Annotated in this window: 18 protein-coding genes; 9 read left to right on the forward strand and 9 right to left on the reverse strand. The window is 51.6% G+C overall.

The window, feature by feature from the left end; all coding sequences use genetic code 11:
• Window positions 1–23: 23 nt before the first annotated feature.
• Complete coding sequence (locus LG201_RS02360; protein ID WP_226770570.1) at window positions 24–242, reverse strand: hypothetical protein; 219 nt, start codon at window positions 240–242, stop codon at window positions 24–26.
• Between the two features lie 141 nt (window positions 243–383).
• Here LG201_RS02360 and LG201_RS02365 point away from each other — a divergent pair, with 141 nt between their 5' ends.
• The gene (locus LG201_RS02365) at window positions 384–1,205 is read left to right on the forward strand and encodes a class I SAM-dependent methyltransferase (RefSeq protein WP_226770571.1); all 822 of its coding nucleotides are present in this window, start codon (window positions 384–386) and stop codon (window positions 1,203–1,205) included.
• A gap of 13 nt (window positions 1,206–1,218) precedes the next feature.
• Here LG201_RS02365 and LG201_RS02370 read toward each other — a convergent pair whose 3' ends face one another.
• The 4 genes from LG201_RS02370 to LG201_RS02385 all read right to left on the reverse strand — a co-directional run bounded on the left by LG201_RS02370 (window position 1,219) and on the right by LG201_RS02385 (window position 4,218).
• Entirely contained in the window at window positions 1,219–2,157 is a 939-nt protein-coding gene (locus tag LG201_RS02370; protein ID WP_226770572.1) for a YihY/virulence factor BrkB family protein, read from the reverse strand.
• A 72-nt stretch (window positions 2,158–2,229) separates the two neighbouring features.
• Window positions 2,230–2,679, reverse strand: coding sequence for a copper chaperone PCu(A)C (locus LG201_RS02375; protein WP_226770573.1), 450 nt, complete (start codon window positions 2,677–2,679; stop codon window positions 2,230–2,232).
• Between the two features lie 52 nt (window positions 2,680–2,731).
• Window positions 2,732–3,145, reverse strand: a complete 414-nt coding sequence (locus tag LG201_RS02380) for a DUF2946 family protein (RefSeq protein ID WP_226770574.1) — start codon at window positions 3,143–3,145, stop codon at window positions 2,732–2,734.
• Window positions 3,146–3,198: 53 nt separating this feature from the next.
• On the reverse strand, window positions 3,199–4,218 hold the full coding sequence (locus LG201_RS02385) for a zinc-binding alcohol dehydrogenase family protein (RefSeq protein ID WP_226770575.1): 1,020 nt from the start codon (window positions 4,216–4,218) through the stop codon (window positions 3,199–3,201).
• A 131-nt stretch (window positions 4,219–4,349) separates the two neighbouring features.
• Between LG201_RS02385 and LG201_RS02390 the strand changes: the two genes are divergently transcribed.
• Window positions 4,350–4,700 (forward strand): winged helix-turn-helix transcriptional regulator, encoded by a 351-nt coding sequence (locus LG201_RS02390; RefSeq protein WP_226770576.1) that lies wholly within the window; start codon window positions 4,350–4,352, stop codon window positions 4,698–4,700.
• A gap of 123 nt (window positions 4,701–4,823) precedes the next feature.
• Window positions 4,824–5,420, forward strand: coding sequence for a DUF5610 domain-containing protein (locus LG201_RS02395; protein WP_226770577.1), 597 nt, complete (start codon window positions 4,824–4,826; stop codon window positions 5,418–5,420).
• Window positions 5,421–5,775: 355 nt separating this feature from the next.
• Here the strand turns inward: LG201_RS02395 and LG201_RS02400 are convergent, their stop codons facing one another.
• Window positions 5,776–6,909, reverse strand: coding sequence for a PEP-CTERM sorting domain-containing protein (locus LG201_RS02400; protein WP_226770578.1), 1,134 nt, complete (start codon window positions 6,907–6,909; stop codon window positions 5,776–5,778).
• A 182-nt stretch (window positions 6,910–7,091) separates the two neighbouring features.
• On the opposite strand from LG201_RS02400, the gene hrpA reads away from it, so the two are divergent.
• The 4 genes from hrpA (at window position 7,092) to LG201_RS02420 (ending at window position 16,293) form a co-directional block, all read left to right on the forward strand.
• Window positions 7,092–11,225, forward strand: a complete 4,134-nt coding sequence (gene hrpA / locus LG201_RS02405) for an ATP-dependent RNA helicase HrpA (protein ID WP_404809709.1) — start codon at window positions 7,092–7,094, stop codon at window positions 11,223–11,225.
• Window positions 11,226–11,351: 126 nt separating this feature from the next.
• A complete protein-coding gene (locus LG201_RS02410; RefSeq protein WP_226770579.1) occupies window positions 11,352–13,619 on the forward strand; it encodes an autotransporter family protein in 2,268 nt (755 codons plus the stop codon).
• Window positions 13,620–13,967: 348 nt separating this feature from the next.
• On the forward strand, window positions 13,968–15,218 hold the full coding sequence (locus LG201_RS02415; protein ID WP_226770580.1) for a lytic murein transglycosylase: 1,251 nt from the start codon (window positions 13,968–13,970) through the stop codon (window positions 15,216–15,218).
• 61 nt (window positions 15,219–15,279) lie between these two features.
• Window positions 15,280–16,293 carry a Gfo/Idh/MocA family protein gene (locus tag LG201_RS02420; protein ID WP_226770581.1) on the forward strand — a complete coding sequence of 338 codons (1,014 nt, stop codon included), beginning with the start codon at window positions 15,280–15,282 and terminating at the stop codon, window positions 16,291–16,293.
• A 59-nt stretch (window positions 16,294–16,352) separates the two neighbouring features.
• Here the strand turns inward: LG201_RS02420 and LG201_RS02425 are convergent, their stop codons facing one another.
• On the reverse strand, window positions 16,353–17,045 hold the full coding sequence (locus tag LG201_RS02425; RefSeq protein WP_226770582.1) for a DsbA family protein: 693 nt from the start codon (window positions 17,043–17,045) through the stop codon (window positions 16,353–16,355).
• A gap of 5 nt (window positions 17,046–17,050) precedes the next feature.
• Window positions 17,051–17,938: an MBL fold metallo-hydrolase gene (locus LG201_RS02430; protein ID WP_226770583.1), complete on the reverse strand. Its 888-nt coding sequence runs from the start codon at window positions 17,936–17,938 to the stop codon at window positions 17,051–17,053.
• 98 nt (window positions 17,939–18,036) lie between these two features.
• Between LG201_RS02430 and LG201_RS02435 the strand changes: the two genes are divergently transcribed.
• The gene (locus LG201_RS02435) at window positions 18,037–18,933 is read left to right on the forward strand and encodes a LysR family transcriptional regulator (RefSeq protein WP_226770584.1); all 897 of its coding nucleotides are present in this window, start codon (window positions 18,037–18,039) and stop codon (window positions 18,931–18,933) included.
• Here the strand turns inward: LG201_RS02435 and LG201_RS02440 are convergent.
• Window positions 18,930–19,841, reverse strand: coding sequence for a LysR family transcriptional regulator (locus LG201_RS02440; protein ID WP_226770585.1), 912 nt, complete (start codon window positions 19,839–19,841; stop codon window positions 18,930–18,932). The genes LG201_RS02435 and LG201_RS02440 overlap by 4 nt on opposite strands.
• 122 nt (window positions 19,842–19,963) lie before the next feature.
• On the opposite strand from LG201_RS02440, the gene metE reads away from it, so the two are divergent.
• A complete protein-coding gene (metE, locus tag LG201_RS02445; protein ID WP_226770586.1) occupies window positions 19,964–22,231 on the forward strand; it encodes a 5-methyltetrahydropteroyltriglutamate--homocysteine S-methyltransferase in 2,268 nt (755 codons plus the stop codon).
• The last annotated feature ends 29 nt before the right edge of the window (window positions 22,232–22,260 follow it).

Consider the following 22,260-nt stretch of genomic DNA (forward strand, 5'->3'; position numbering starts at 1 on the left):
CTGGCATGACCCACGTGATGTTACTAAAAACCTAGCGTATGCCTGAGCGCGTGTCTGAAGGCACGCCCGATGGCAACGGGTTCACCTAACCCGTTGAGGTAAAGTATCCAGCCAGTTTTCGCCTGTCGTTCCAGCCGTATGATTCTGCCGCTATGGATGATGGTGCCACGTGCTATCAGCATAAAGTGAAACGGATGTTCCCATGGGAGTTCCAGGACGCTCACCTTTATCCCGATCAGCATGTTTCTGATGAAGAATTCATTCGGTTAAGGCATAGCGTTACCAATTCACATGCTGGCGTGTTGGCCTTGCTTGAGTAGCTTTTCAAAACTTGAGCAGGCCAGCGAACTGCTATCCTGGCGGAGGAATGCTAAAATAGCGGCATGACGCTGATCCCAGAAATTAAACCCCATCAATCCATCGAACTACTGAAAGCACTGCATATCCTGACCAGGGATGGCAAGCTGAACCAGGATACACGTCGTAAACTCAAGCAGGTCTATCACCTGTATCACTTCATTGAGCCCTTGCTCAATGAAGTGATACAGGAAAACGAAAACCCGGTACTGGTGGACCACGGTGCCGGTAAATCCTATCTGGGCTTCATCCTCTATGATCTTTTCATGAAGCAGCAGCATGCAGGCCGTATTGTGGGAATTGAGACACGCGGCGAGCTGGTGCAGAAATCGCAGGAGTTGGCGGATAGTCTGGGGTTTGGCCGCATGGATTTTCTGCATCTGAGTGTGGAAGAGTCGATTGCATCGAGTGCGTTACCCGAGCAAGTGGATATTGTGACGGCATTGCATGCCTGCAATACCGCTACTGATGATGCCATCAGGTTTGGTCTGGAAAAACGAGCCCAGTTCATGGTGCTGGTGCCTTGTTGCCAGGCTGAGGTTGCTGAAGTCCTGCGCCGCCACAAGAGTGCATCATTTGGTAAAACGCCTTTATCCGAGATCTGGCGCCACCCGATTCACACACGCGAGTTTGGTAGCCAGATCACCAATGTGTTGCGTTGCCTGCAACTGGAAGCGCATGGCTATCAAGTCACGGTGACCGAATTGGTGGGCTGGGAACACTCAATGAAGAATGAGCTGATTATCGCTCGCTATAAAAATAGTCCCAGACGTAACGCCCAGAGTCGTTTGGAGAAAATCCTGGAAGAACTTAACTTGCAGGATTTACATAGCCGCTTTATTTATTGATAAGGTTGCAGCGTTATTTCCTCGGAATCTGGTCTGTCGGTATGTCACGCAAGCTGCCAAATGTCAGTGCATATTGGCGCGTGATTTCTGCCCCGAAAAAGAAAATCTGCGCAGAGTAATAAACCCAGAGTAGCAGGGCGATCAGAGAACCCGCGGCCCCAAAGCTTGATGCTACCGCACTGTTACCCAGGTAAATACCGATGATGTATTTGCCCAGGCTGAACAGGATGGCGGTAAATGCTGCACCGGCCCATACATCCGACCATGGCAATTTCACATCAGGCAACATTTTGTAGATCACCGCAAACATCGAGGTGATGACACCAAAGCTCACCAGCGCGGAAATATGCTTGAAAATGCCGATGGCGGTGATGAAGCGCCCTGCGAATTGCGTGGCGTATTCTTCCACCAATGCTAAGCCAGCATTGACCAATAGCGAAGTCAGCAACAGGAACGCGAGTGAAATGATGATACTGAAGGCGAGCAGGCGCGTTTTCAGCAATGCGCCTATGGCCTGCTTGCTGCCTTGTGCCTTGAGTTTTGTGGTTTCCCAGATTTCATCCAGGCTGGCTTTTAGCTCGGCGAACACCGTGGTGGCACCAATGAATAACAGTGAGCTGGCAATTAGCGTTGCAATAATGCCGGATTTTGGGTTGCTGGATTTTGCCAGCATGTTTTGTATGACCTGGGCACCGCTTTCACCGACCAAGTCTGATATTTGTGCCACTATTTCACCATGTGCAGCACGTTCTCCCAAGAAATAACCAGCAATCGCAATCACCAGTATCAGGATAGGCGTCAGTGAAAACATGGTGTAAAACGCCAGTGCTGCGCCTTTGCTGGTGGCTCGATGCGAGAACCACGAGAGTACGGATTGCACCAACAACTGCCGTAGGCATTTCACCCGGTGGCTGGCTTGATAAATAAGCACATTGAGTAGCTTGGAAATCAATATTAACTCCTGTTGTTATTTTGATTGGTGTGAGTCAGTTAGTCGGTAGTGCTGGCTGGCATGATGGCACACTTAGTGAGCATGCGGGATGCCAAGATTGCTGCTTGGAGTCCGTCCAATCGCTGTAATCTGAATGCTTTCGCGGAGGTTGTGTTTGTCCTCAAAAATCAGGGTGAGTGGAATGCTGTCTCCTGCTTTGACTGCCTGCTTGATACCGCTCAGCATCAGGTGATAACTGCCTGGCTTGAGTTCAATTGCTTGCGCGGCTTCCATCTGCAGCTTGCTTACTGGGCGCATTTTCATGATGCCATTATCCATGTTCATTTCATGCAGTTCGACTTTGTCAGCCAGCGGTGAGTTCATTTCAACCAGGCTGACATCCTTTGTGGATATCATACGCAGATAAACGGCTGCAACTTTCTGGCCGGGTGCAGTGGTTCTGGCCCAAGGCTCGACAACCTTTACTTCTGCGTAAGCGGTCATTGAAAATAATAGAATGAGAAAACCTATCAGTGCTTGCATTACTTGCTCCTCTGGCAGTATCACTCGCGAGTGATAGATGCCGAATGATCGATCATTGGGTGTATTGGTGTTTGATACTGCGATACGCTTGAGGTGAAAGTTCTGGCGGACCACGAGGGTGGAACAGTGGCCAGGATATGCCTAACTGCGGCGATTCAATAAAGAGCGGCATCACCGTTGCAGTGCCTGAATAATGAGCCGGCGATGGTTGATTTTGTGTCAGCAAGCTGTCAGTGTGGGCCTGGCAATATGGACAATCGCCCTTATCGTGATGGTTGAATGGCTTGTCAGGGGATTCAGGTGTGTTTGCGGTATTGCCCGCAGTGGAGCAGATGTCACTCATGAACACTGCATGATCTGTCTTGGCAACCAACAGATGGGATAAGGCGGGTGCTAATGCTGCCATCAGCAATGCTATACCTGCCAGGCAGGCGATCAATCTTCTGTTGCGATGGCTGGTCAACATGAGTGCCATCTTAACATGATGGCACTCATACTCAGGTGGCCAGACACACTGCTTTAGAACCCCTGCAGTACGATCTTGCCGATAGTGCTGCCAGCTTCCAGTGCTGCGTGCGCTTGTTTCAGGTTAGTGGCATTGATGGGGCTAAGTGTTTCATTCAAGGTGGTACGCAATATGCCTTGATCAACCAGCCGTGCAATTTCATTGAGTAAATAATGCTGCTGAATCATGTCATCAGTCTGGTACATGGCCCGCGTGAACATCATTTCCCAGCAGAAACGGGCACTCTTGTTTTTCAGTGGCGCAATATCCAACAACCCGTCATTCTCCACAATGCTGCAAATGGCGCCCTGAGGTGCAACCAGCTTTACTGCGGCAGGGGTGTGCTGATCGGTGTTGTTGAGGATCAGCACATAATCAATAAAGACATATCCCAAGGCTTGAACCTGGCTGGCCAGATCCTGATGGTGATTCACGATATCATGCGCACCCAGCTCACGGCACCATGCGGCGGATTCCGTGCGGGATGCCGTGGCAATGACGTGCAAACCTGCCACCTTGGCAGCAAGCTGGATCGCAATCGACCCCACACCACCTGCACCGCCAATGATCAAGATCGTTTTGCGCTGCTTGATCATTGGCGGTGTTTCCACGCCCAAACGCTCAAACAGAGATTCCCAGGCTGTAATCGCCGTCAGGGGTAGGGCGGCAGCCTCACTTACACTTAATGTCTTGGGCTTGTGTCCGACAATACGCTCGTCCACCACCTGGTATTCACTATTGCATCCCTGGCGTGTGATATCCCCAGCGTAAAACACCGCATCGCCAACCTGGAACAGGCTGACATCGGTGCCAATGCCAACGACTGTTCCCACCGCATCCCAGCCCAGTATCTTGGGTTCGTTTTCTACCTTGTCCTTGGGGGATCTTACCTTGGTATCAACAGGATTAACGGCAATGGCCTCTACCTTAACCAGCAGATCATGTGGCCCTGGTGTGGGTGTGGGGAGCTCCACATCCAGCAATGATTCAGGGTGATCAATCGGAAGATAATGCGTCAGGGCAACTGCTTTCATGAGCAAGTCCTTAGAAATGTATGATGGATGTGACATATTCTATTCATGCATGCCCATCTGGCAAGTACGCACAATTTATGTTTATAGTGCATAAATTGATACTAATGGATTAAGAAGGTTGGAATACCACCATGGCAAAACATCCATCATTTGACTGCGTTGCAGGCTGTCCAGTGGAAGCTACACTTGAGCTGATTGGCGGCAAATGGAAAGGCTTACTGCTTTACCATTTGCTGGATGGCACTCAGCGCTTCAATGCCTTGAAACGCATGCTGCCGAATATCACGCAACGCATGCTTACCAACCAGTTACGTGAGCTGGAAGCTGCAGGACTGGTGCATAGGCAGGTGTATGCCGAAGTACCACCGAGGGTGGAATACAGCCTGACAGAGCAGGGCAGGAGTTTGGCCCCGGTGCTGCATGCCTTGCGGGATTGGGGCGAGGCTTATATCAAGGCTCTTGCAAGCCGCGATGTCAGTTGAGCGCGGTTAGAAGAGCTCAGTATTTTGGAGTCTAATTTACTGTGCTAACTGCAAAATACTGAATATTTATGTTTATTTGTCGATATATCTCATATCAACTTTTTGTAGTTAAAGGAGAATGTGATGGTGGCAACTAATAACGGCTTGACGGCAGTGACAACCACGCCAGCTGTGAATGCTCCAGCCAGTGAGGCTTTGAGTGAAGCAAAGAAAAAGGCCGAGCTTCGTCCTGAACAGCAGAAAGCTGCACTCAACGGACAGATTCTTCAGGCTTCATTGCAGGTGTCCATCCAGTCCGGTAATGATGGCCTGGCCTTGCTTTACCGTTCAGCTATTGAGCAGTTGAATACTGCGTTGGCTCCGGAATTAGGGCCAAATGCCATTCAGAATGCAATGGGGCAAGATAACAGTGCAGAAGCCACAGCATCGCGCATCCTGTCCTTGTCAACCGGCTTCTTCGATGCCTATGCTGCACGCTATCCAGATAAAGATCCCGAGGCCGTGGCTAAAGAGTTTGTAGCCCTGATTCGAGGTGGTTTTGAAAAGGGATATGGTGAAGCCAAGGATATTCTGACAGGTTTAAATGTGCTGGGAGAAAACAGCACGATTGCCTCTGGAATAGCCAAGACCTATGACCTGGTGCAAAAAGGATATGATGATTTTCTCGCAGGAAAACTTTCAGCCCTTCGTGGGGAAGTTGACACAAACTCTGCAGCGTAACTTTTCTCGACCGGGCTGTAGATCAAATCGGCAAGTGGTATTGAGCGGTCACGGTGCGAGTATCTTGCTGTGTGCCAGCCTGTAAATACGCTGATTGCTATCCGGTACCTTGCAACCAATTTATACCTTCTTAATATCTTGAGCAATGATCAAGGAGGTGCCGATGCGGATTTCTAATTTTGCCAAGTTGCTAGTCAGGTCTAGGCCAGAGAATACAAGAAATAGATGGGTGATTTTGGAATTGTGAAGGTTTATAGTGCTAGTAAAACAGATGTTTAATTTGTAGTTAGTGAAGGTATATGACTAAAGAAAAGCCCTTCTCACCAGAGCAGGGCTTTTAAGAGCACATTGCTACTCAGGCATTGGTAGCCCGGGCGTTACGGCTCAATATGTTAATAAGACCTAGGCCAACAAGTAGCAAGGCATAGGTTTCAGGCTCGGGCACAGGGGCGAGTAGGTAGGCGCTGTAATTGTCGTTGGCATCTTTTCCCTGAGCAATGATCCAACCTTGGTCATTAATGTCGTAAGCTGAAACTAGGGTGATACCGGATGCACGGTCAATTAATGAGTTGAGATTAATGGCACTGCCATTTTTCCACAGGATGGCATATTCGTCCCAGATACCCTCGTGATCGCCAATAAAACTACCTACGACATTGCCTAGATTATTGACGCCATAAGCATAGCTGGCATAGCCATTGAGCCTGCCCAAGTCAATCGCCTGTCCATTATCCCAGAGTGTTGCGTGTTGTCTGCCATCTAAGGAAGAGCTCCAGCCAACAATAATGTCGTGATTATTGATGGCGAAAGCTTCACTACCACCATTGCCTCCGATGCTACCTAGAATCAAAAGCTGATTGCTGCTATTCCAGAACACGGCGTTACTAGCGAAGCCTTGATAGAGTGTGCCCACAATATTGTCGTTATCGTTGATGGCATTAGCTTCGCTGCGGTAGCCATCCTGACTGGTCAGCGCCGTGGGCGTGTTGTTGTTCCATACCGTGGCAATGGTCTGGTTTTGTGTATCAAGGCTCCAGCCGATGACTTGACCATTATTGTTAATGTCATTGGCATGAGCATATTGCCCTGATAGCGCAGGCAATGTGGTAGCTTTGCCGTTTTGCCATAGTGTTGCATGCCCATCGTAATATGATGGAGTGGGTGCTGTTTGATAAAATCTTGATTGAGTGTAACTCGTTCCAACTACCTGTCCATGATCATTGAGAGATATTGCTGTGCTGTATTTGCCTAGGCCACCTGTAATGGCAGATGTCGTTCCATTACTCCATAAGGTGGCAAGGTTCCTGACGCTATAGTCTCCAAGATCACTATGGCCTGTCACTTGCCCATGGTTATTGATGCTGGCGGCAAAGCTTTCAGAGTATCCGTTAAGTGGCCCGAGCGTGGTGAGTGAGTATTGTGGTGCTGCTTGGAGCAAGGTGGTTGTGGAAAAAAGTCCTGTAATAACCAATAGCTGTGCAAGTTTCATTAATATTTCTCCCCTAAATCTGATAGGTAATCGATGTTCTAAATTGTTATTGATATTTATTTGCATGTGTTAGCAAAGTATATCCATGGTTACTGAAATTGAGAGTGCGATTTCGATAGTGCTTTATGACTATTGGAATAGAGAGGAAAGCATAGTAGCCATGCTAAAATTCCCGCCAATCTATGAGTACATCTAATCCTATTTCCCCGCGCCAAATGATTTCACGTTTAGAGGCGCAACTTCCTGAATGTTTGCTGGTTGATCGCTTCTTTCTCAAACGCCGGTTGCAGCAGACCTCCGCCATGCTGGGGCAAGGCAAGTCTGTAGAAAAATCCCTGGCAGAAATCGCTGGCAAGATACAGGATTCTGCGCGCAGGCTGCAGGCGCGTCGTGACCATCTTCCCAAGCCTGATTTCCCTGACGATTTGCCGGTGAGTGGCCGTCGCGACGAGATTGCGGCTGCGATTGCCAAGCATCAGGTGGTGATCGTCTGTGGTGAAACCGGTTCTGGCAAGACCACGCAGTTGCCCAAGATATGCCTGACACTGGGGCGTGGCGTGAATGGACTGATTGGACATACCCAGCCACGGCGTATTGCAGCACGCTCAGTAGCTTCGCGCATTGCTCAGGAGCTTGCTTCTCCTTTGGGCCAGGCGGTGGGTTACAAGGTCAGGTTCAATGACAAGCTTTCTGAAACCAGTTATATCAAGCTGATGACCGATGGCATCCTGCTTGCTGAGACGCAGGGGGATCGGTTTCTCAATGTCTATGACACGATCATTATTGACGAAGCGCATGAGCGCAGCCTGAACATTGATTTTTTGCTTGGATATCTCAAGCAGTTATTGCCTCGGCGCCCAGACCTGAAGGTGATCGTCACCTCGGCTACGATAGATGCTGAACGCTTCTCGCGTCATTTTAATGGTGCGCCAGTGATTGAAGTTTCCGGGCGCACTTACCCGGTAGAAGTGCGCTATCGGGCCCTGGGAGCCAAGCGTTCTTCCATGCCAGCCAAGGCTGTGCCTGCATCTGTAGCCACCAAGCCTGCAGCGGAAATGCCTGTCATGACGGCGCAGGAACAGGAGTTCCGGCGCAAGGCAGGCAATGTCGATCCCTCCATACGTAAATGGCTGGATGATGGTGATGTGGAGCTGCTGGGCCAGGATGTGATGGGGGTACAGCGCAAGCCAAGGGAAGCGTCACGCTGGCTGGAAGAGGATGACGTTGAAGAGGCAATGGAAGATGCCATACTTGATGTGGCAGAAGACCTGTTGCGCGAAGGTGAAGGCGATATCCTGGTTTTCCTGCCAGGTGAGCGTGAAATTCGTGACACGGCAGACCATTTGCGCAAGCACCAGGCAAGATCACCCAGATTGAGACATGTTGAGGTGTTGCCATTGTTTGCCCGCTTGTCGATTGAAGACCAGCAGAAGATATTCCGTACCAACGGCGGTCGGCGTATTGTGCTGGCGACCAATGTGGCCGAGACCTCATTAACGGTGCCAGGCATTAAATATGTGATTGATACCGGATTGGCGCGAGTTAGCCGCTATAGCGCCCGTGCCAAGGTTGAGCAGTTACAAATCGAGAAAATATCCCAGGCCGCGGCTCGTCAGCGCGCAGGTCGTTGTGGCCGGGTTTCCAGTGGTATCTGTGTACGCCTGTATGACGAGCAGGACTTCAATCACCGTCCGGCGTTTACTGACCCTGAAATCCTGAGATCATCGCTGGCTGCTGTCATCCTGCGCATGGCGGCGCTCAAGCTGGGTGATGTGCAGGATTTTCCTTTTATTGAAGCGCCAAGCTCTCGATACATTGCTGATGGCTATCTGCTGTTGCAGGAACTGGGGGCGGTAGACAGTGATCGCAATATCACCGAGATCGGGCGGCAGCTGGCCCGGCTGCCATTAGATCCGCGTGTGAGCCGCATGATACTGGAGGCTAAGAAACAAGGCTGTACACGTGAAATCCTTATTATTGCCAGCGCGCTGGCAATACAGGATCCGCGTGAGCGTCCCATGGATAAGCGCGAAGCGGCTGACCAGGCACATGCCAAATTTGCGATTGAGCATTCGGACTTCATGGGCTTCCTCAAGTTATGGGAATTCTACGAGGAGGCGCTCAAGGCCAAGAAATCCAATAAAGACCTGCTCAACAAATGCCATGCCAATTATCTGTCTTTCCTCAGGCTCAAGGAGTGGCGCGAGCTGCATATGCAATTAAAGGAAATTGCGGAAGACCTTGAACTGCAATTTAATGATGAGCCTGCCAGTTATGAGCAGGTCCATCGTGCCCTGTTGTCAGGCTTGTTGGGCAATATCGGCTTCAAGGATGGCGACGCTGATAGTTATCAGGGTGCGCGCGGCATTCGCTTCCACGTTGCACCAGGATCCACCTTGAAGAAGGCCAGGCCAAAGTGGGTGATGGCAGCGGAACTGATGGAAACCACCAAGCTCTATGCCCGTTGCGTGGCACGCATAGAGCCTGACTGGATAGAGCCACTGGCGCGCGGGCTGACCCAAAGCCATTACAGTGACCCGCGCTGGGATAGAAAGCCCGCGCAGGTGGTGGCCTGGGAGCGTGTCAGTTTGTATGGGCTGACAGTCATTCCACGGCGGCGTGTGCATTACGGCCCGGTGAATGCGCAGGAGTCGCGCGAGATTTTTATCCGCGAAGCGCTGGCCAATATGGAGTTTGATACCAGGGCCGCATTCTTCGGTGCCAATCAACGCTTGATCGCGGAAATTGAGGAATTGGAACATAAAGCCAGAAGGCAGGATGTGCTGGTGGATGAACACACCCTGTTTGCTTTTTATGATGGAATTCTGCCGCAAGACACCATCAATGGAGCAGGCTTCGAAAAGTGGCGTGAAGCCGCTGAGCAAGAAAACCCACGTTTGCTCTATTTGACGCGTGAGCACTTGATGCGGCATGGTGCAGCTGGCATTACCGAAGTACAGTTTCCCGAGAGTATTGAGGTGGATGGCGTCAAGTTGCCGCTCAAATATCGTTTTGAGCCAGGGCATCTGCTCGACGGCGTCACGGCGACAGTGCCGCTGGCGCTACTGAATCAATTAAGTCCTGAACAAGCTGAATGGCTGGTGCCAGGCATGATCCGCGAGAAAGTCACTGCCTTGATCAAGGCGTTGCCCAAAACACTGCGTCGGGTCTGTGTGCCGGTGCCGGATTTTGTCACGGGTTTTCTTCAGCAGGCGAGCAATAAGTCGGATGCCTTGTTGCCTGTATTGGCGGCCTATGTCCAGCAACGCACTGGGCTCAAGCTTAGCCTCAGCGACTGGGCGGCAGATACACTGGATGCTCATCTCTACATGAATTTCCGTATCGTCGATGAAAAAAATCGTGAGCTGGGAATGGGCCGGGATTGGCATGCTCTCAAGACACAACTTGGCCAGGCCGCGCAACTGACGTTCCGCAGCACTTCTCCCAGCATTGAAAAAGCAGGGATCAAGCAGTGGGATTTTGGCGATCTGCCACAAACCCTGAGCTTTAGTCGCGATGGTCGCCAGCTGACCGGTTACCCGGCGCTGGAAGACAACAGTGACAGCGTTTCAATCAAGCTGTTTGATACAGAGAATACAGCCTTGGTTTCGCATAGGGCCGGGGTAAGGCGATTAATGCGTTTTGAATTGAAAGAGCAAATCAAGCAGCTGGAAAAAGGCCTGCCAGGGTTTAATCAATACGCCCTGCAATTGAGAAACATCATGAATCCCGATGAATTGCGTGAGGATATGCTGGTCGCCATTACCGACCGTGCTTTTATTGGCGAGGATGAGCTGCCGCGCAACAACCAGGCCTTCATGGCACTGAAAACACGTGCCAGAACGCGCCTGCCTGCTGTGGTGGAGGGTGCAGGTCGCCTGGCGACAGCTATTGCGGTGGAATATACCCAGTTGATGCAAAAGTTGAACGGGGTGCCAGGCAGCCTGGCTAGGGTGAAGAAGGAAGTGGAAACCCAGCTCGGCCTGTTGTTGCCCAAGCGATTTTTCAGTGTGACGCCTTGGGAGACATTGCAGCATGTACCACGTTACCTCAAGGCCCTGCGCCTGCGCCTGGATAAATATCAGGGTAGTGCGGAACGTGATGCGCGCAGTGCACAGTCCGTGCAACAGATATGGGAGCGCTGGGAGTCACACGTGCTGGCCCTGCGCAAGGCAAGTCATGACGTACCACCTGCTTTGGCAGAGTATCGCTGGCTGATTGAGGAGTTGCGTGTCTCGCTGTTTGCCCAGGAGCTGAAAACGCCGTTTCCGGTGTCAGCCAAGCGCCTTGATAAAATCTGGCAGGATTTAAACTGAAGCAGTGATCATCAAGCTAGTCGCTGGCATGGTATTTAAATCTTTGTACCAGCGATGGATTTTCTGAGTACTGATTCATCTGAAGTGGCTCTATTAAAAATTATTTAAAGAATATTAAGGGAAATTATGGGACGCGCTTCACTTCATCAGGGTTTGCCGCTCGCTGGCACGCATGCCAATCAGGTAATGCCTGCGATAACGTTTAAAAGTAAGAGGCACCGTCAATTAGGTAATCCGCCTCGCCAGATTGTGGTTGCCGTCATGGCGACATTAGGGATTTTTGGGGCAGTGACGGCTCAAGCCAGTTGCGGCACCATCAATTCAGCCACCATCATTAGTACCGCAGAAACTGGTCCCTGCACTCTAGGGGCGGGCACTTATGACCTGACAGTGACAGGCGTTGTGACGGCAGGGGGCGATGCCATTGAAGTCAATGGAAATATGGTCGGGAGTATTATCAACAGCGGCCATATCAATGGCGCTGGAAAGGGCATTGCCGTCTTCTCTAATAGTATTGGCGATATTCACAATAGTGGCACTATAGAAGGTGGAGATTATGCAATCGCTGCCGACTTTGGTGGTGGAATTGGCCACATTACCAACAGCGACACAATCGCTGGTGGCAACTACGGCATTTATGCTTCTTCCGGCAGTACGATAGGCGACATTTCCAATAGTGGCACGATCACAGGCAACAATAATGATGGTATTTACATCGCGTCTGACAGCCAGGTAGGCAATATCGTCAATAGTGGCATTATTTCTGGTGGTGTTAATAGCATCAACATAGACAAACCAACCCTCACTGGTGAAATCCAGGTTGAGGGTAATGATACTGCGCGTTTTGATGGGGCTGTGTTGGCATCTGGCTATACCATGCGTGTCATGTCCGGGGCTAGCTATAGCCTGGTGGGGGATGAGCGTTTTACCGTGACTAGCTTGGTGAACAATGGCACATTAAAGCTTGCCGAGAATAGCCTGGATACCGCTATCGTCAATGGTAACTTCGAGACGACGAATACCTTGGTGACCAGAGTGACCGATACAACGTATGGCAAGCTCAGTGTGACTGGCACAGTGACTCTGGGAGGGAGTTTGTTGGTTGATGCTGCCAGCGTGACCAGTGCGAATAGCTATAGCAATGGTTTGCTGGCGAATGTGGTGGCGGGGCAATCTCGCACTGGCGAGTTCACCAGCGTCAGTGACAACTCAACCTTGTTTAATTTCACCCCGCAATACACCAACATCGGGTTTGATTTGGTGATGGCGGCAGCAGGCACAAGTGGGGTTTATGATGCCGTGCAATCATCAGGCTCTCGCGCAGGCACCAATGCGGCCCGTGTGCTTGACCGCCTGATTGCAGAAAACCCAGGCAGCACCATTGCGAGCTTGTTTGTACCAGTGAATGGTACCCAGGCAGTGGCCGATGCAGTAAGCCAGACCTTGCCCAATATGCAGGGGAGCATGCAGCAAACCAGCTTTAGTACGCAGAATCAGATTGGTCGACTGATCCAGGCACGCACGAGTAATTTGCGCGGTGCGGCTTCAGGTGATGACTTTCTGGGAGATCGCCATTTCTGGCTGAAAAGTTTTGGCAGCAATGCAGATCAGGATCAGCGTAAAGGTAATGCAGGCTATGACGCAGAAACTTATGGGATTGCGATTGGTGCAGATGCTGAACCCAAGGCAAATACGCGCCTGGGTGTTGCATTCGCCTATGCGCGTGCCAGTGTCGATGGCAATGGCAGTGCTGAAACCAATCAAGCTAATATCCAGGTGTATCAGCTCACAGGATATGGGAGTTATGATGTTGCTGACGATACCTGGCTGGACTTTCAGTTAGGTATTGGACAGAACCGTAACAAAGGCAAGCGCGACATCCTGTTTGCCAACAGTGTTGCCAAATCAAGTTATGACAGTCAGACGGCGAATGTGGGCATCGGGCTGAATCACCAGATTGGACTGACTGAACATTCCAGTTTTATTCCTTCGGTACGGGCAGACTACCTCAGGATTTTTGACGAAGGCTATACGGAGAGAGGAGCCGATGTGCTCAATCTCAAGGTACAGCGCAATACCAGCGAAGCATTGATCCTGAGTATGGATGGCAAGTTTATACATACCACTCAGCAAGGCTATCAATTGACGGCCAATGCAGGTGCAGGCTATGACGTGATTCATGATCATTCAGGCGTTTCAGCAGTTTATGTGGGAGCGTCTGCGACAGCATTTACCACGCCCGGCCTTAATCAGAGTCCCTGGCTTCTGCGGGGTGGGTTAGGATTATCACGCAGTCTCACTGAAAGTGTAGAACTCCAGGCGCGTTATGATGCCGAATATCGATCAGACTTCCTCATGCAGACTGCATCGCTCAAGCTGAGATGGGGGTTCTAGGCACGGCTACAAAACTCTCCTGGCATTGTTGCTTTGCCTTGCCGTAACTTTGATTCCCTCTGGCAAAACGTCTGGTCAGGATCGCTTCACTGAATTTTGTGAGCCTCTCTAAATATGCTTGTGAAAAGGGTTGTTATCCGTAATGGCACAACCCTTTTTATGTTTGTATTGGTTCATTTTCAGCCTCAGTGGCATTGACCTACAGTGACTTGGGGCAATGTTTGTTAGAATTTCCCTAGGTGTGTTGATCTGGTTTGTTGTATTTATCTGCACTGAAAAAAACATGTTGCATCATTTAATTATTGGCTCAGGCCTCGAGAAGGCCAAACCATGGAGGAGATGTTGGTGATGGTTCGCCGTTCAATGGCATGGTTGTTTGTTGCCAGCCTGGTGGTCAGCCCATTTAGTCAGGCTGCCGAACAAAGTTTTACCGAATGGGTGCAGGATTTCAGCCGTGATGCCCTTACAAAAGGCATTTCTGAGGCTAGCTTGCAGGCTGCATTGGCCGGTGCTCAACTTATTGAGCGTGTCGTGGAGCTGGATCAGTCACAGCCGGAGTTTGTGCAGACGTTCGCCGCTTATATCAACCGTCGTATTACGACACGTCAGGTCAATCGCGGTCAGCAGTTGCTGCAAGAACATCGCGAATTATTGCTGGCAGTAGAGAAGCAATATGGTGTGCCTCCAGAGGTGCTGGTGTCGTTCTGGGGACTTGAAACCAATTATGGCCAGACCCTGGGCAGTTTTGAAACACCGATTGCGCTGGCAACGCTGGCTTATGAAGGTCGCCGCCGCGAGTTCTTCCGCAGCCAGTTGCTGGATGCGTTGCGTATTCTGGATGGTGGGCATGTTGCCGCACGGGATATGCTGGGTTCGTGGGCTGGTGCTGTTGGGCATATGCAATTCATGCCTTCGACTTTCCGTGCTTATGCGGTGGACGGCGATGGCGATGGCAGGATCAATGTATGGCAGTCGATCCCGGACGCCATGTATTCTGCGGGTCATTATCTGCAGTCCATCGGGTGGAAACCGGGTGAACCGGTCATGGTGGAGGTGCAGTTGCCCCCCGGCTTTGCCTGGGAGGACGCACAGGCGGGGCATCAGTTAACGGTGACGGAGTGGATGGAGCGCGGCGTGCGCACCATGAATGCCGAAACCATGCCGCCAGGGAGTAACCATGCCTCCATCGTATTGCCGCAAGGCTGGCGTGGGCCTGCCTTTATGGTATTTGATAATTTTTATGTCGTGATGAAATGGAACCGATCCACCAACTATGCGCTGGCAGTTGGTGGCCTGGCGAATCGCCTGGTAGGCGGCAAGCCGATCGCAGGAGGGCAGGAGGCCGAGCAATCGCCTGTCAGCATCGCGCAGATCAAGCAGTTGCAAGAGCAGCTTACAGGGCTGGGTTTTGATGCCGGTACCGCCGATGGCTTGCCTGGTCCCAAGACACAGACAGCTATTCGGGATTACCAATTGGCCCATGGTTTGCCCGCGGATGGGTTTGCATCGCCCAGTTTGTTGAGCCATGTGGTGCTGACAAAAGCGCCGCAGGTGGAGGATACCGAGCTGATTCCTGGATTCCCAGGAACCCAACCTTAGCAATAAGGCGGTTAGCATTGAATAGAGATTGTCATTTAACTTGGATAGGAGGCATAGCCACATGAGTCAGGAAAAGAAACTGCGCTGGGGCATACTGGGCGCTGCCCGTGTCAATGAACGTTTGTTACCCGCCATTGTGGATGCCGCTAATGCCGAGCTGGTGGCAATAGCCAGCCGCCGGCCAGGTGCGGCAGCGGCCACTTTGCAAAAACATGCGCCAGGGATCACAGGTGTTCATTGTTATGACGAGATGGACGCCCTGCTGGCTGATAGCCAGGTTGAGGCGGTCTATTTGCCCATGGCCAATCATGAGCATGCGGAATGGGCGCTCAAGGCTATCCGCCAGGGCAAGCATGTACTGATCGAGAAACCGCTGGCATTGAGGGTCGAGGATGTGGATGCCATCACTGCCGCGGCCAAGGAGCACAAGGTTACGGTGATGGAAGGCTTTATGTATACCTTCCATCCACAGTATGCCCGCGCGCAGGAATTGATACGTTCAGGGGTGATTGGGGATGTGAAGTTTGTACGCGCCAGCTACTCCTTCATCATGAAACCTGCTCGCATGTATCGCCTGGAAAAAGATGTGGACAATGGTGGTGGTGCCATGTGGGATATCGGTCCATATGCCATTCATTCCCTGCGCAGCTGTTTTGATAACGAGCCAGTCAGTGTGACAGCTCTTGCCAAATATACCGAAAGTGGCGCGGATATTGCCACCAGTGGCGTATTTGATTTTGGCGATGGCAAGCATGGCCATTTTGATATCAGTTTTGAATGTTCGCGCCGTTCTGAATACCAGGTAACGGGTAGCAAGGGTGGTCTCAAGTGCCATACCGTCTGGCAGCAGGCGGGGGATGTGCCGGTGATCAGCTGGTGGACCGAGGATGGCCGTTTCTGGGAAGAGCGTTTGCCAGCCAGCAATCATTTCATCCTTGAAATCGAACATTTCAGCGATTGTGTCCTCAATGGCAAAGCTCCTTTCCTCAGCCTGGAAGACGCACGTCATAACTGCAAGGCCATTGTGGCGGCCATGCAGTCTGCGGCGGAAGGCCGGAAAATCGATTTGTCCTAAGGCAGGTCATGCAGCCTAATGGGTGGGAGATTGGCGCCCATTACGCTGGATCAGACTATCTAAGATGCCAGGTTTCCGGATAGTGTGGTTTTGTTAGTCCTATGGACAATGGCGAGCTGATCCTGCACAAAATCCCGCCATGCCTGTACTTTACCCAGATACGGACTGACATCCAGCTGTTGCCAGGGGTGTCCTGGTATTGCCAATATAAAACAGGGAAATCCACTTCCTCCTGATTGTGCGAGCAATGCTTGGCTTTCGGCAATATGCTGGCTGGTGGTTGATAATGAGGCTTGCTCAAACAGCTGCCCAAAGTGAACCTGATCCAAACCTAGTTTGCCTGCCAACGCGAGCAGGACAAAAGGCTCGGCAATTTTCTGACCATGCTGGTAATACGCGCTTTGTATCTTGTGCAGCATTTCCAGCCCAAGACCTTGCATTGCCTGGGCGCATAGAATGGCCGTGATTGGCGGGCTGGAGTCCAGCACAATGGTGTAGTCGTTGAGTAACTGGTTAAAATAAGCATCCCCGAATATCTGACCACTGAGTGCGGCAATGCGTCGGTCGTGCGGTATGACATGGTTACGCCAGGACGGACTAACAAGGCGGCGATTGCTGCCACTCAGCATACCGCCACCATGCAGGCTGATACTGAGTTCCGGGATAGTGCTTGCCGCTTCGATTAAAGGTGCAGCGGCATAACACCATCCGCAGAATGGATCAAAAATGTAATGCAAGGTAGCGCGGTTCATGTGGTTTATTCCGCTGGCCACTTCATTTCGCCCTTGACCACTTTCGCGCCCAGCTCCAGTGCTGAAGGTTCTTCAAGGCCAGGGTATTGTTGTTGCATTGTCTGGATCAGTTCCGCTGAGTTTGCACTGTTACTGACCGCCAGTTCAAAGGTGTGCAGGTATTGCTGGGTGAAGTGCAAGGCGTCCAATCCTGGTGGCGCTTTGCCTAGGTAATGTCCAGGGATGATAGTGGCTGGCTTTAAGGCAGCAATCTCATCCAATGCCGCTAGCCAGTATTGGCGCGAAGTAGTGGTTTGAGTGTCTGCAATCCAGACGTGGATGCCACTGGAAATCACCACTCCACCTACAATTGCTTTCAGTGATGGAATCCACACATAGCTGCGATCTGGCGCAGGGCCATCCAGCCCCTTGATCTGCAAGGACTGCCCCTCCAGCGTGAGGTGGTCATCATGCAGTGCCTCCGGGATCACCAGTGATTGCGGAGCATTTTTTCCTAGTTGCGGTCCCCAGTAAGCCAGTTTTCCTGGACTGCTGGCCTTGATGGCAGCGACGGTTTGAGTGGTCGCTAGAATTTTTGCCTGGGGGAAAGCGGCATGTAACACATCCAGGCCGAAGTAATAATCCGGGTCGCTATGGCTGATGTAAATGGTGGTCAGGTGTTTGCCCGACCGGCGGATTTTCTCGACCAGGGTTTTCGCGTCATTGCGTTGAAACTGAGCATCTATCAGCACGATGTCGCGTTTGCCACTGATCAATTCGGACGAGACAGGAAACACGCTGTGCTCACCGGGGTTAAATACTTCCAGCTTCAATGGCGGCGCAGCTGTGGCATTTAAGCTGATCAGGCTGGTCATGAATATGCCGGCCAACAACATGGGGTATTTGAATTGCATATGAGTCTCTTGAGGGGAATGAGCTGCATCATAAAGTGTTTATTTGCATATAAAAATCACCTAAAATGCAATTATTTGTTGCATAAATCGAGCAAGTCATGGATAGAGTCATTGCGGCAGAGGTGTTTGTGTGTATTGCCGAGCATGGCAGCATGACGGCTGCCGCGCATGTCATGGATATGTCGCGTGCCATGGTGACGCGATATTTGACCCAGATGGAAACATGGGCAGGTGTGCGTTTGCTGCATCGCACTACACGCAGGCTGACATTGACTGAGGCCGGCACAGCAACGCTAGCACGCTGCCGCGAGATGTTGGCCATTGCATCCGGCATGAATGTGCTCGAGGAGAGTGGTCATGACCCGACCGGCCTCTTACGTATCAGTTGTGCACAATCACTCGCTCAGTATGGCCTGGCGGCTATGGTCAGCCGCTACTTGCAACAATATCCCTTCACTGCGGTCGAGTTCCACATCAGCAACCATACCGTCAATCTGGTGGAGGAGCGTATTGATCTGGCCATCCGTATTACCAATAATCTTGCGCCGGGCCTGATTGCGCGGCCACTTGGTACATGCAGCTCAGTAGTGTGCGCAGCCCCTGCTTATATTGCCAGGCATGGCAAGCCTCAAGGGGTAGAGGACCTGGCTTTGCATAATTGCCTGACCTATTCGTATTTTGGTAAAAGCCTGTGGACGTTCACCAGGCAGACACAAGAGTACACGGTGCCGGTCAGCGGCAACCTGAGTGCCAATGACTCCACCGTGTTGCTGGCTGCTGCGGTGGCCGGCGCCGGGGTGACTTTACAACCAGTACATGCGGTATTCCCGTTGATCAGGAGTGGCGAGCTGCAGGTGCTGCTGCCCGATTACCAGCCACGCTCGCTCGGCGTATATGGGGTCTATCAATCGCGCCAGCATATGCCATTGACCTTGCGTTCCATGCTCGATTTCATGGTGGAAAACTGGTCAGCAAGCATGCCTAACAACATTTAAAGCAGCTTGATATCTGCCAGATTCTCGGCACAGGTTTCCCGGATAATTCTTGCCAGTTCACGGGTATAAGGCTTGGCCATGGTGTCTGGCATACCGATGGCATGCAGCTCGGACCACAGGCCTTTTTTGCCTATGGGCTTGGCAATCACATAATCATGCTCGATGTAGCTTTGTATGCCCCAGTTAGGCAGGGCCGCCAGCCCACGACGGCTGGCCACCAGTTGCATAATGGCAATTGTCAGCTCGCTGGTACGGCGCGTGAACTGGATATTCTCAGGTTTCAGCACCTGCCTGATCACGTCTATACGATCTTCCGGCACCGGGTAGGTGATCAACGTTTCACCGGAAAAGTCTTCCGCCAGCAGTCGCTGCTTGTTGCGCAAGGCATGTTCAGGCGGGAGAACCGCCATGATCTCGAACTTGAATAACGGGATATGGCTCAGATCACGCTGTTTTTCTGGCAGGCTGCCAATCACCAGGTCGGCTTTGCCCTCATGCAACAAGTGCCAGGGATCGCTATGAAAGCCTGCGACCAAATCAATCTCCACTTCTGGCCAGGCACGGCGGAAAGCATCCATTACGGGGGTGAGCCAGTCAAAACAGGTGTGGCATTCCAGCACCAGCCTTAATTCACCAGACTGGTCGCTTTTCAGGCGTATCAGGTCACGCTCGGTTTTATCCAGTGCCTCAAGCACTTCGCGCGCCAGCTGTAATAGCCGGTCACCTGCAGGGGTGAATCGTATGCCGTGGGCGGTGCGCTGGAACAGGGTGATTGCGTAATGGGTTTCCAGCACGCGGATCTGGTGCGAGAGTGCAGATTGCGTGAGAAACACACGCTCAGCCGCATGGGCGAGCTTACCAGTGTCAGCAATGGCAACCAGGGATTTCAGGTGACGGATTTCCAGCATGATGGCATTGCCCTGCAAGAGTGATATGAATTTAATTCAAGTCTATCAAAAAAACTTTCGCTTTTTTAAAGTTTTTGCATCCATGACAATGCGTCATCGTTATTTTGATCAGGAACCATATCATGGCAATTGCACACATCCTTGGCTATCCGCGCATTGGCGAAAAACGCGCACTGAAGTTTGCCCAGGAATCTTTCTGGAAAGGCTCACTGAGCGCCTCCGGCTTGCAGGAGGTGGGGCAGGACTTGCGCGAACAACACTGGAAGAAACAGCAAAAGGCGGGGCTGGGGTTGGTTACCGCAGCTGATTTTACCTTTTACGACCATGTGCTGGATCATGCCATCCTGTTTGGGGCCACGCCATCTCGCTTTGGCTTCTCAGGGATACTGAATGAGCAGGATTACTTTGCATTGGCGCGCGGCAATGCCTCCCAACCTGCCATGGAAATGACCAAGTGGTTTGATACCAATTACCACTATATTGTCCCTGAATTGAATGCCGATACTGAGTTTTCCATCAACGCGCACGACTTTCTCTCACGTCTGGATGAAGCGCAAAAGCTGAGTAAGGCAGTAAAGCCGGTGATTCTTGGTCCAGTCAGTTTTATCTACCTGAGCAAGGCCAGGGGGATTAATCGACTGGATCTACTGGACAAGCTTGCTGAGCAGTATGCGCATTTACTGAAAGAGCTGCATCATCGCAAGATTGAATGGGTGCAGATTGACGAGCCCATTTTTGCACTGGACTTGAGCGATGAATGGTTGAAAGCATTTGAGCGTGCGTATGCCTGGTTCCGCACCTCCAGGCCCAAGCTGTTGTTGACGACATATTTTGCCAATGTAGCGCGCTATCAGGGCTACATCACCAATCTGCCGGTGGATGGGGTGCATATCGACCTGGTACGTGCGCCTGAGCAGCTTGCTCCCTGGCTCAATGCTTTGCCTGGCCACTGGGTACTCTCAGCGGGCGTGGTCGATGGCCGCAATATCTGGCGCAATGATCTGGATCAAAGTCTGCAAATTCTCAAGCCGCTGGCACAGAAACTGGGGGATCGCTTGTGGGTGGCTTCCAGTTGCTCCCTGTTGCATACCCCGGTGACCCTGGCGCATGAAGAGAAGCTGGATGCAGAGGTGAAGTCCTGGTTGGCGTTTGCCGATGAGAAACTGGAAGAGCTTGACCTGCTGGTAAAGGCCATCAATGAGGGAGAGGGCGTGGTGGCGGAAGCGCTGGCCATATCCCGCACTGCGATTGCCGCACGCCAGGCCTCGCCACGGGTGCATTCTGCGGCTGTAAATGCAAGATTGGCCGCGTTGAGCGAGATCAATGAGGAGCGCCAGAACCCGTTTGCCGAGCGTAAACATGCCCAGCATGCAAGGCTAAAACTGCCCTTGCTGCCCACCACAACGATAGGCTCTTTCCCGCAAACAGCTGAGATTCGTGCCAGTCGTGCTGCGTTCAAGAAGGGCGAGATTCCGGCAGCGCAGTATGCAACTGATATGGAAAACCATATTAGCTATGCCATCCGGGAGCAGGAGGCATTGGATATTGATGTGCTGGTCCATGGCGAAGCAGAGCGTAACGACATGGTGGAGTATTTTGGTGAGCAATTGGCCGGATATGCCTTTAGCCAGCATGGCTGGGTACAGAGTTATGGTTCACGTTGCGTGAAGCCACCAGTGATTTATGGGGATGTGTATCGCCCGGTCGCCATGACGGTGGAAACCGCACGTTATGCACAATCGCTGACAACACGCCCGGTCAAGGGCATGCTGACAGGCCCGGTAACTATGCTGCAATGGTCATTTGTACGCGATGACCAGCCGCGTCAAATCACGGCATTACAACTGGCATTGGCGATTCGCGATGAAGTGGATGATTTGCAGCAGGCCGGGATTGCCGTGATCCAGATTGATGAACCTGCTTTCCGCGAGGGATTGCCCTTGCAAGGCGCTGAGTGGAAGCAGTATCTGGATTGGGCGGTGCGTGCCTTCAAACTATCGGCAAGCGTGGCAGAGGATAGTACGCAGATTCACACCCATATGTGCTATTCAGAGTTTAACGACATCCTGCCTGCCATTGCGGCCATGGATGCTGATGTGATCACGATAGAAACTTCACGATCACACATGGAGCTGCTGGATGGTTTTGGTGAGTTCAAGTACCCGAACGAGATTGGACCGGGTGTTTACGATATTCACTCTCCACGCGTACCTTCCGAGCAGGAAATCGAGAAGCTCATGCAGCGTGCCGTTGAGGTAGTGCCAGTTGAACAACTCTGGATCAACCCGGATTGCGGGCTGAAAACCCGTGCATGGGAAGAAACGCGTGCCGCATTACAGAATATGGTGACTGTGGCTAAAGCCTTGCGCCAGAAATATCAGTCTATATAGCTATTGTTCGCTTGATAGCGTCTGCAAAT

Source organism: Methylobacillus gramineus, from assembly GCF_020532675.1.
Classification (GTDB): Bacteria; Pseudomonadota; Gammaproteobacteria; order Burkholderiales; family Methylophilaceae; genus Methylobacillus; species Methylobacillus gramineus.

Bases quoted from the DNA above. Each gene is read 5' to 3' on its own strand.
- LG201_RS02360 (WP_226770570.1), bottom strand. From the start codon at position 242: ATGCTGATCGGGATAAAGGTGAGCGTCCTGGAACTCCCATGGGAACAT.
- LG201_RS02365 (WP_226770571.1), top strand. From the start codon at position 384: ATGACGCTGATCCCAGAAATTAAACCCCATCAATCCATCGAACTACTG.
- LG201_RS02375 (WP_226770573.1), bottom strand. From the start codon at position 2,679: ATGCAAGCACTGATAGGTTTTCTCATTCTATTATTTTCAATGACCGCT.
- LG201_RS02380 (WP_226770574.1), bottom strand. From the start codon at position 3,145: ATGTTGACCAGCCATCGCAACAGAAGATTGATCGCCTGCCTGGCAGGT.
- LG201_RS02385 (WP_226770575.1), bottom strand. From the start codon at position 4,218: ATGAAAGCAGTTGCCCTGACGCATTATCTTCCGATTGATCACCCTGAA.
- LG201_RS02390 (WP_226770576.1), top strand. From the start codon at position 4,350: ATGGCAAAACATCCATCATTTGACTGCGTTGCAGGCTGTCCAGTGGAA.
- LG201_RS02395 (WP_226770577.1), top strand. From the start codon at position 4,824: ATGGTGGCAACTAATAACGGCTTGACGGCAGTGACAACCACGCCAGCT.
- LG201_RS02400 (WP_226770578.1), bottom strand. From the start codon at position 6,909: ATGAAACTTGCACAGCTATTGGTTATTACAGGACTTTTTTCCACAACC.
- hrpA (WP_404809709.1), top strand. From the start codon at position 7,092: ATGAGTACATCTAATCCTATTTCCCCGCGCCAAATGATTTCACGTTTA.
- LG201_RS02410 (WP_226770579.1), top strand. From the start codon at position 11,352: ATGGGACGCGCTTCACTTCATCAGGGTTTGCCGCTCGCTGGCACGCAT.
- LG201_RS02415 (WP_226770580.1), top strand. From the start codon at position 13,968: ATGGTTCGCCGTTCAATGGCATGGTTGTTTGTTGCCAGCCTGGTGGTC.
- LG201_RS02420 (WP_226770581.1), top strand. From the start codon at position 15,280: ATGAGTCAGGAAAAGAAACTGCGCTGGGGCATACTGGGCGCTGCCCGT.
- LG201_RS02425 (WP_226770582.1), bottom strand. From the start codon at position 17,045: ATGAACCGCGCTACCTTGCATTACATTTTTGATCCATTCTGCGGATGG.
- LG201_RS02430 (WP_226770583.1), bottom strand. From the start codon at position 17,938: ATGCAATTCAAATACCCCATGTTGTTGGCCGGCATATTCATGACCAGC.
- LG201_RS02435 (WP_226770584.1), top strand. From the start codon at position 18,037: ATGGATAGAGTCATTGCGGCAGAGGTGTTTGTGTGTATTGCCGAGCAT.
- LG201_RS02440 (WP_226770585.1), bottom strand. From the start codon at position 19,841: ATGCTGGAAATCCGTCACCTGAAATCCCTGGTTGCCATTGCTGACACT.
- metE (WP_226770586.1), top strand. From the start codon at position 19,964: ATGGCAATTGCACACATCCTTGGCTATCCGCGCATTGGCGAAAAACGC.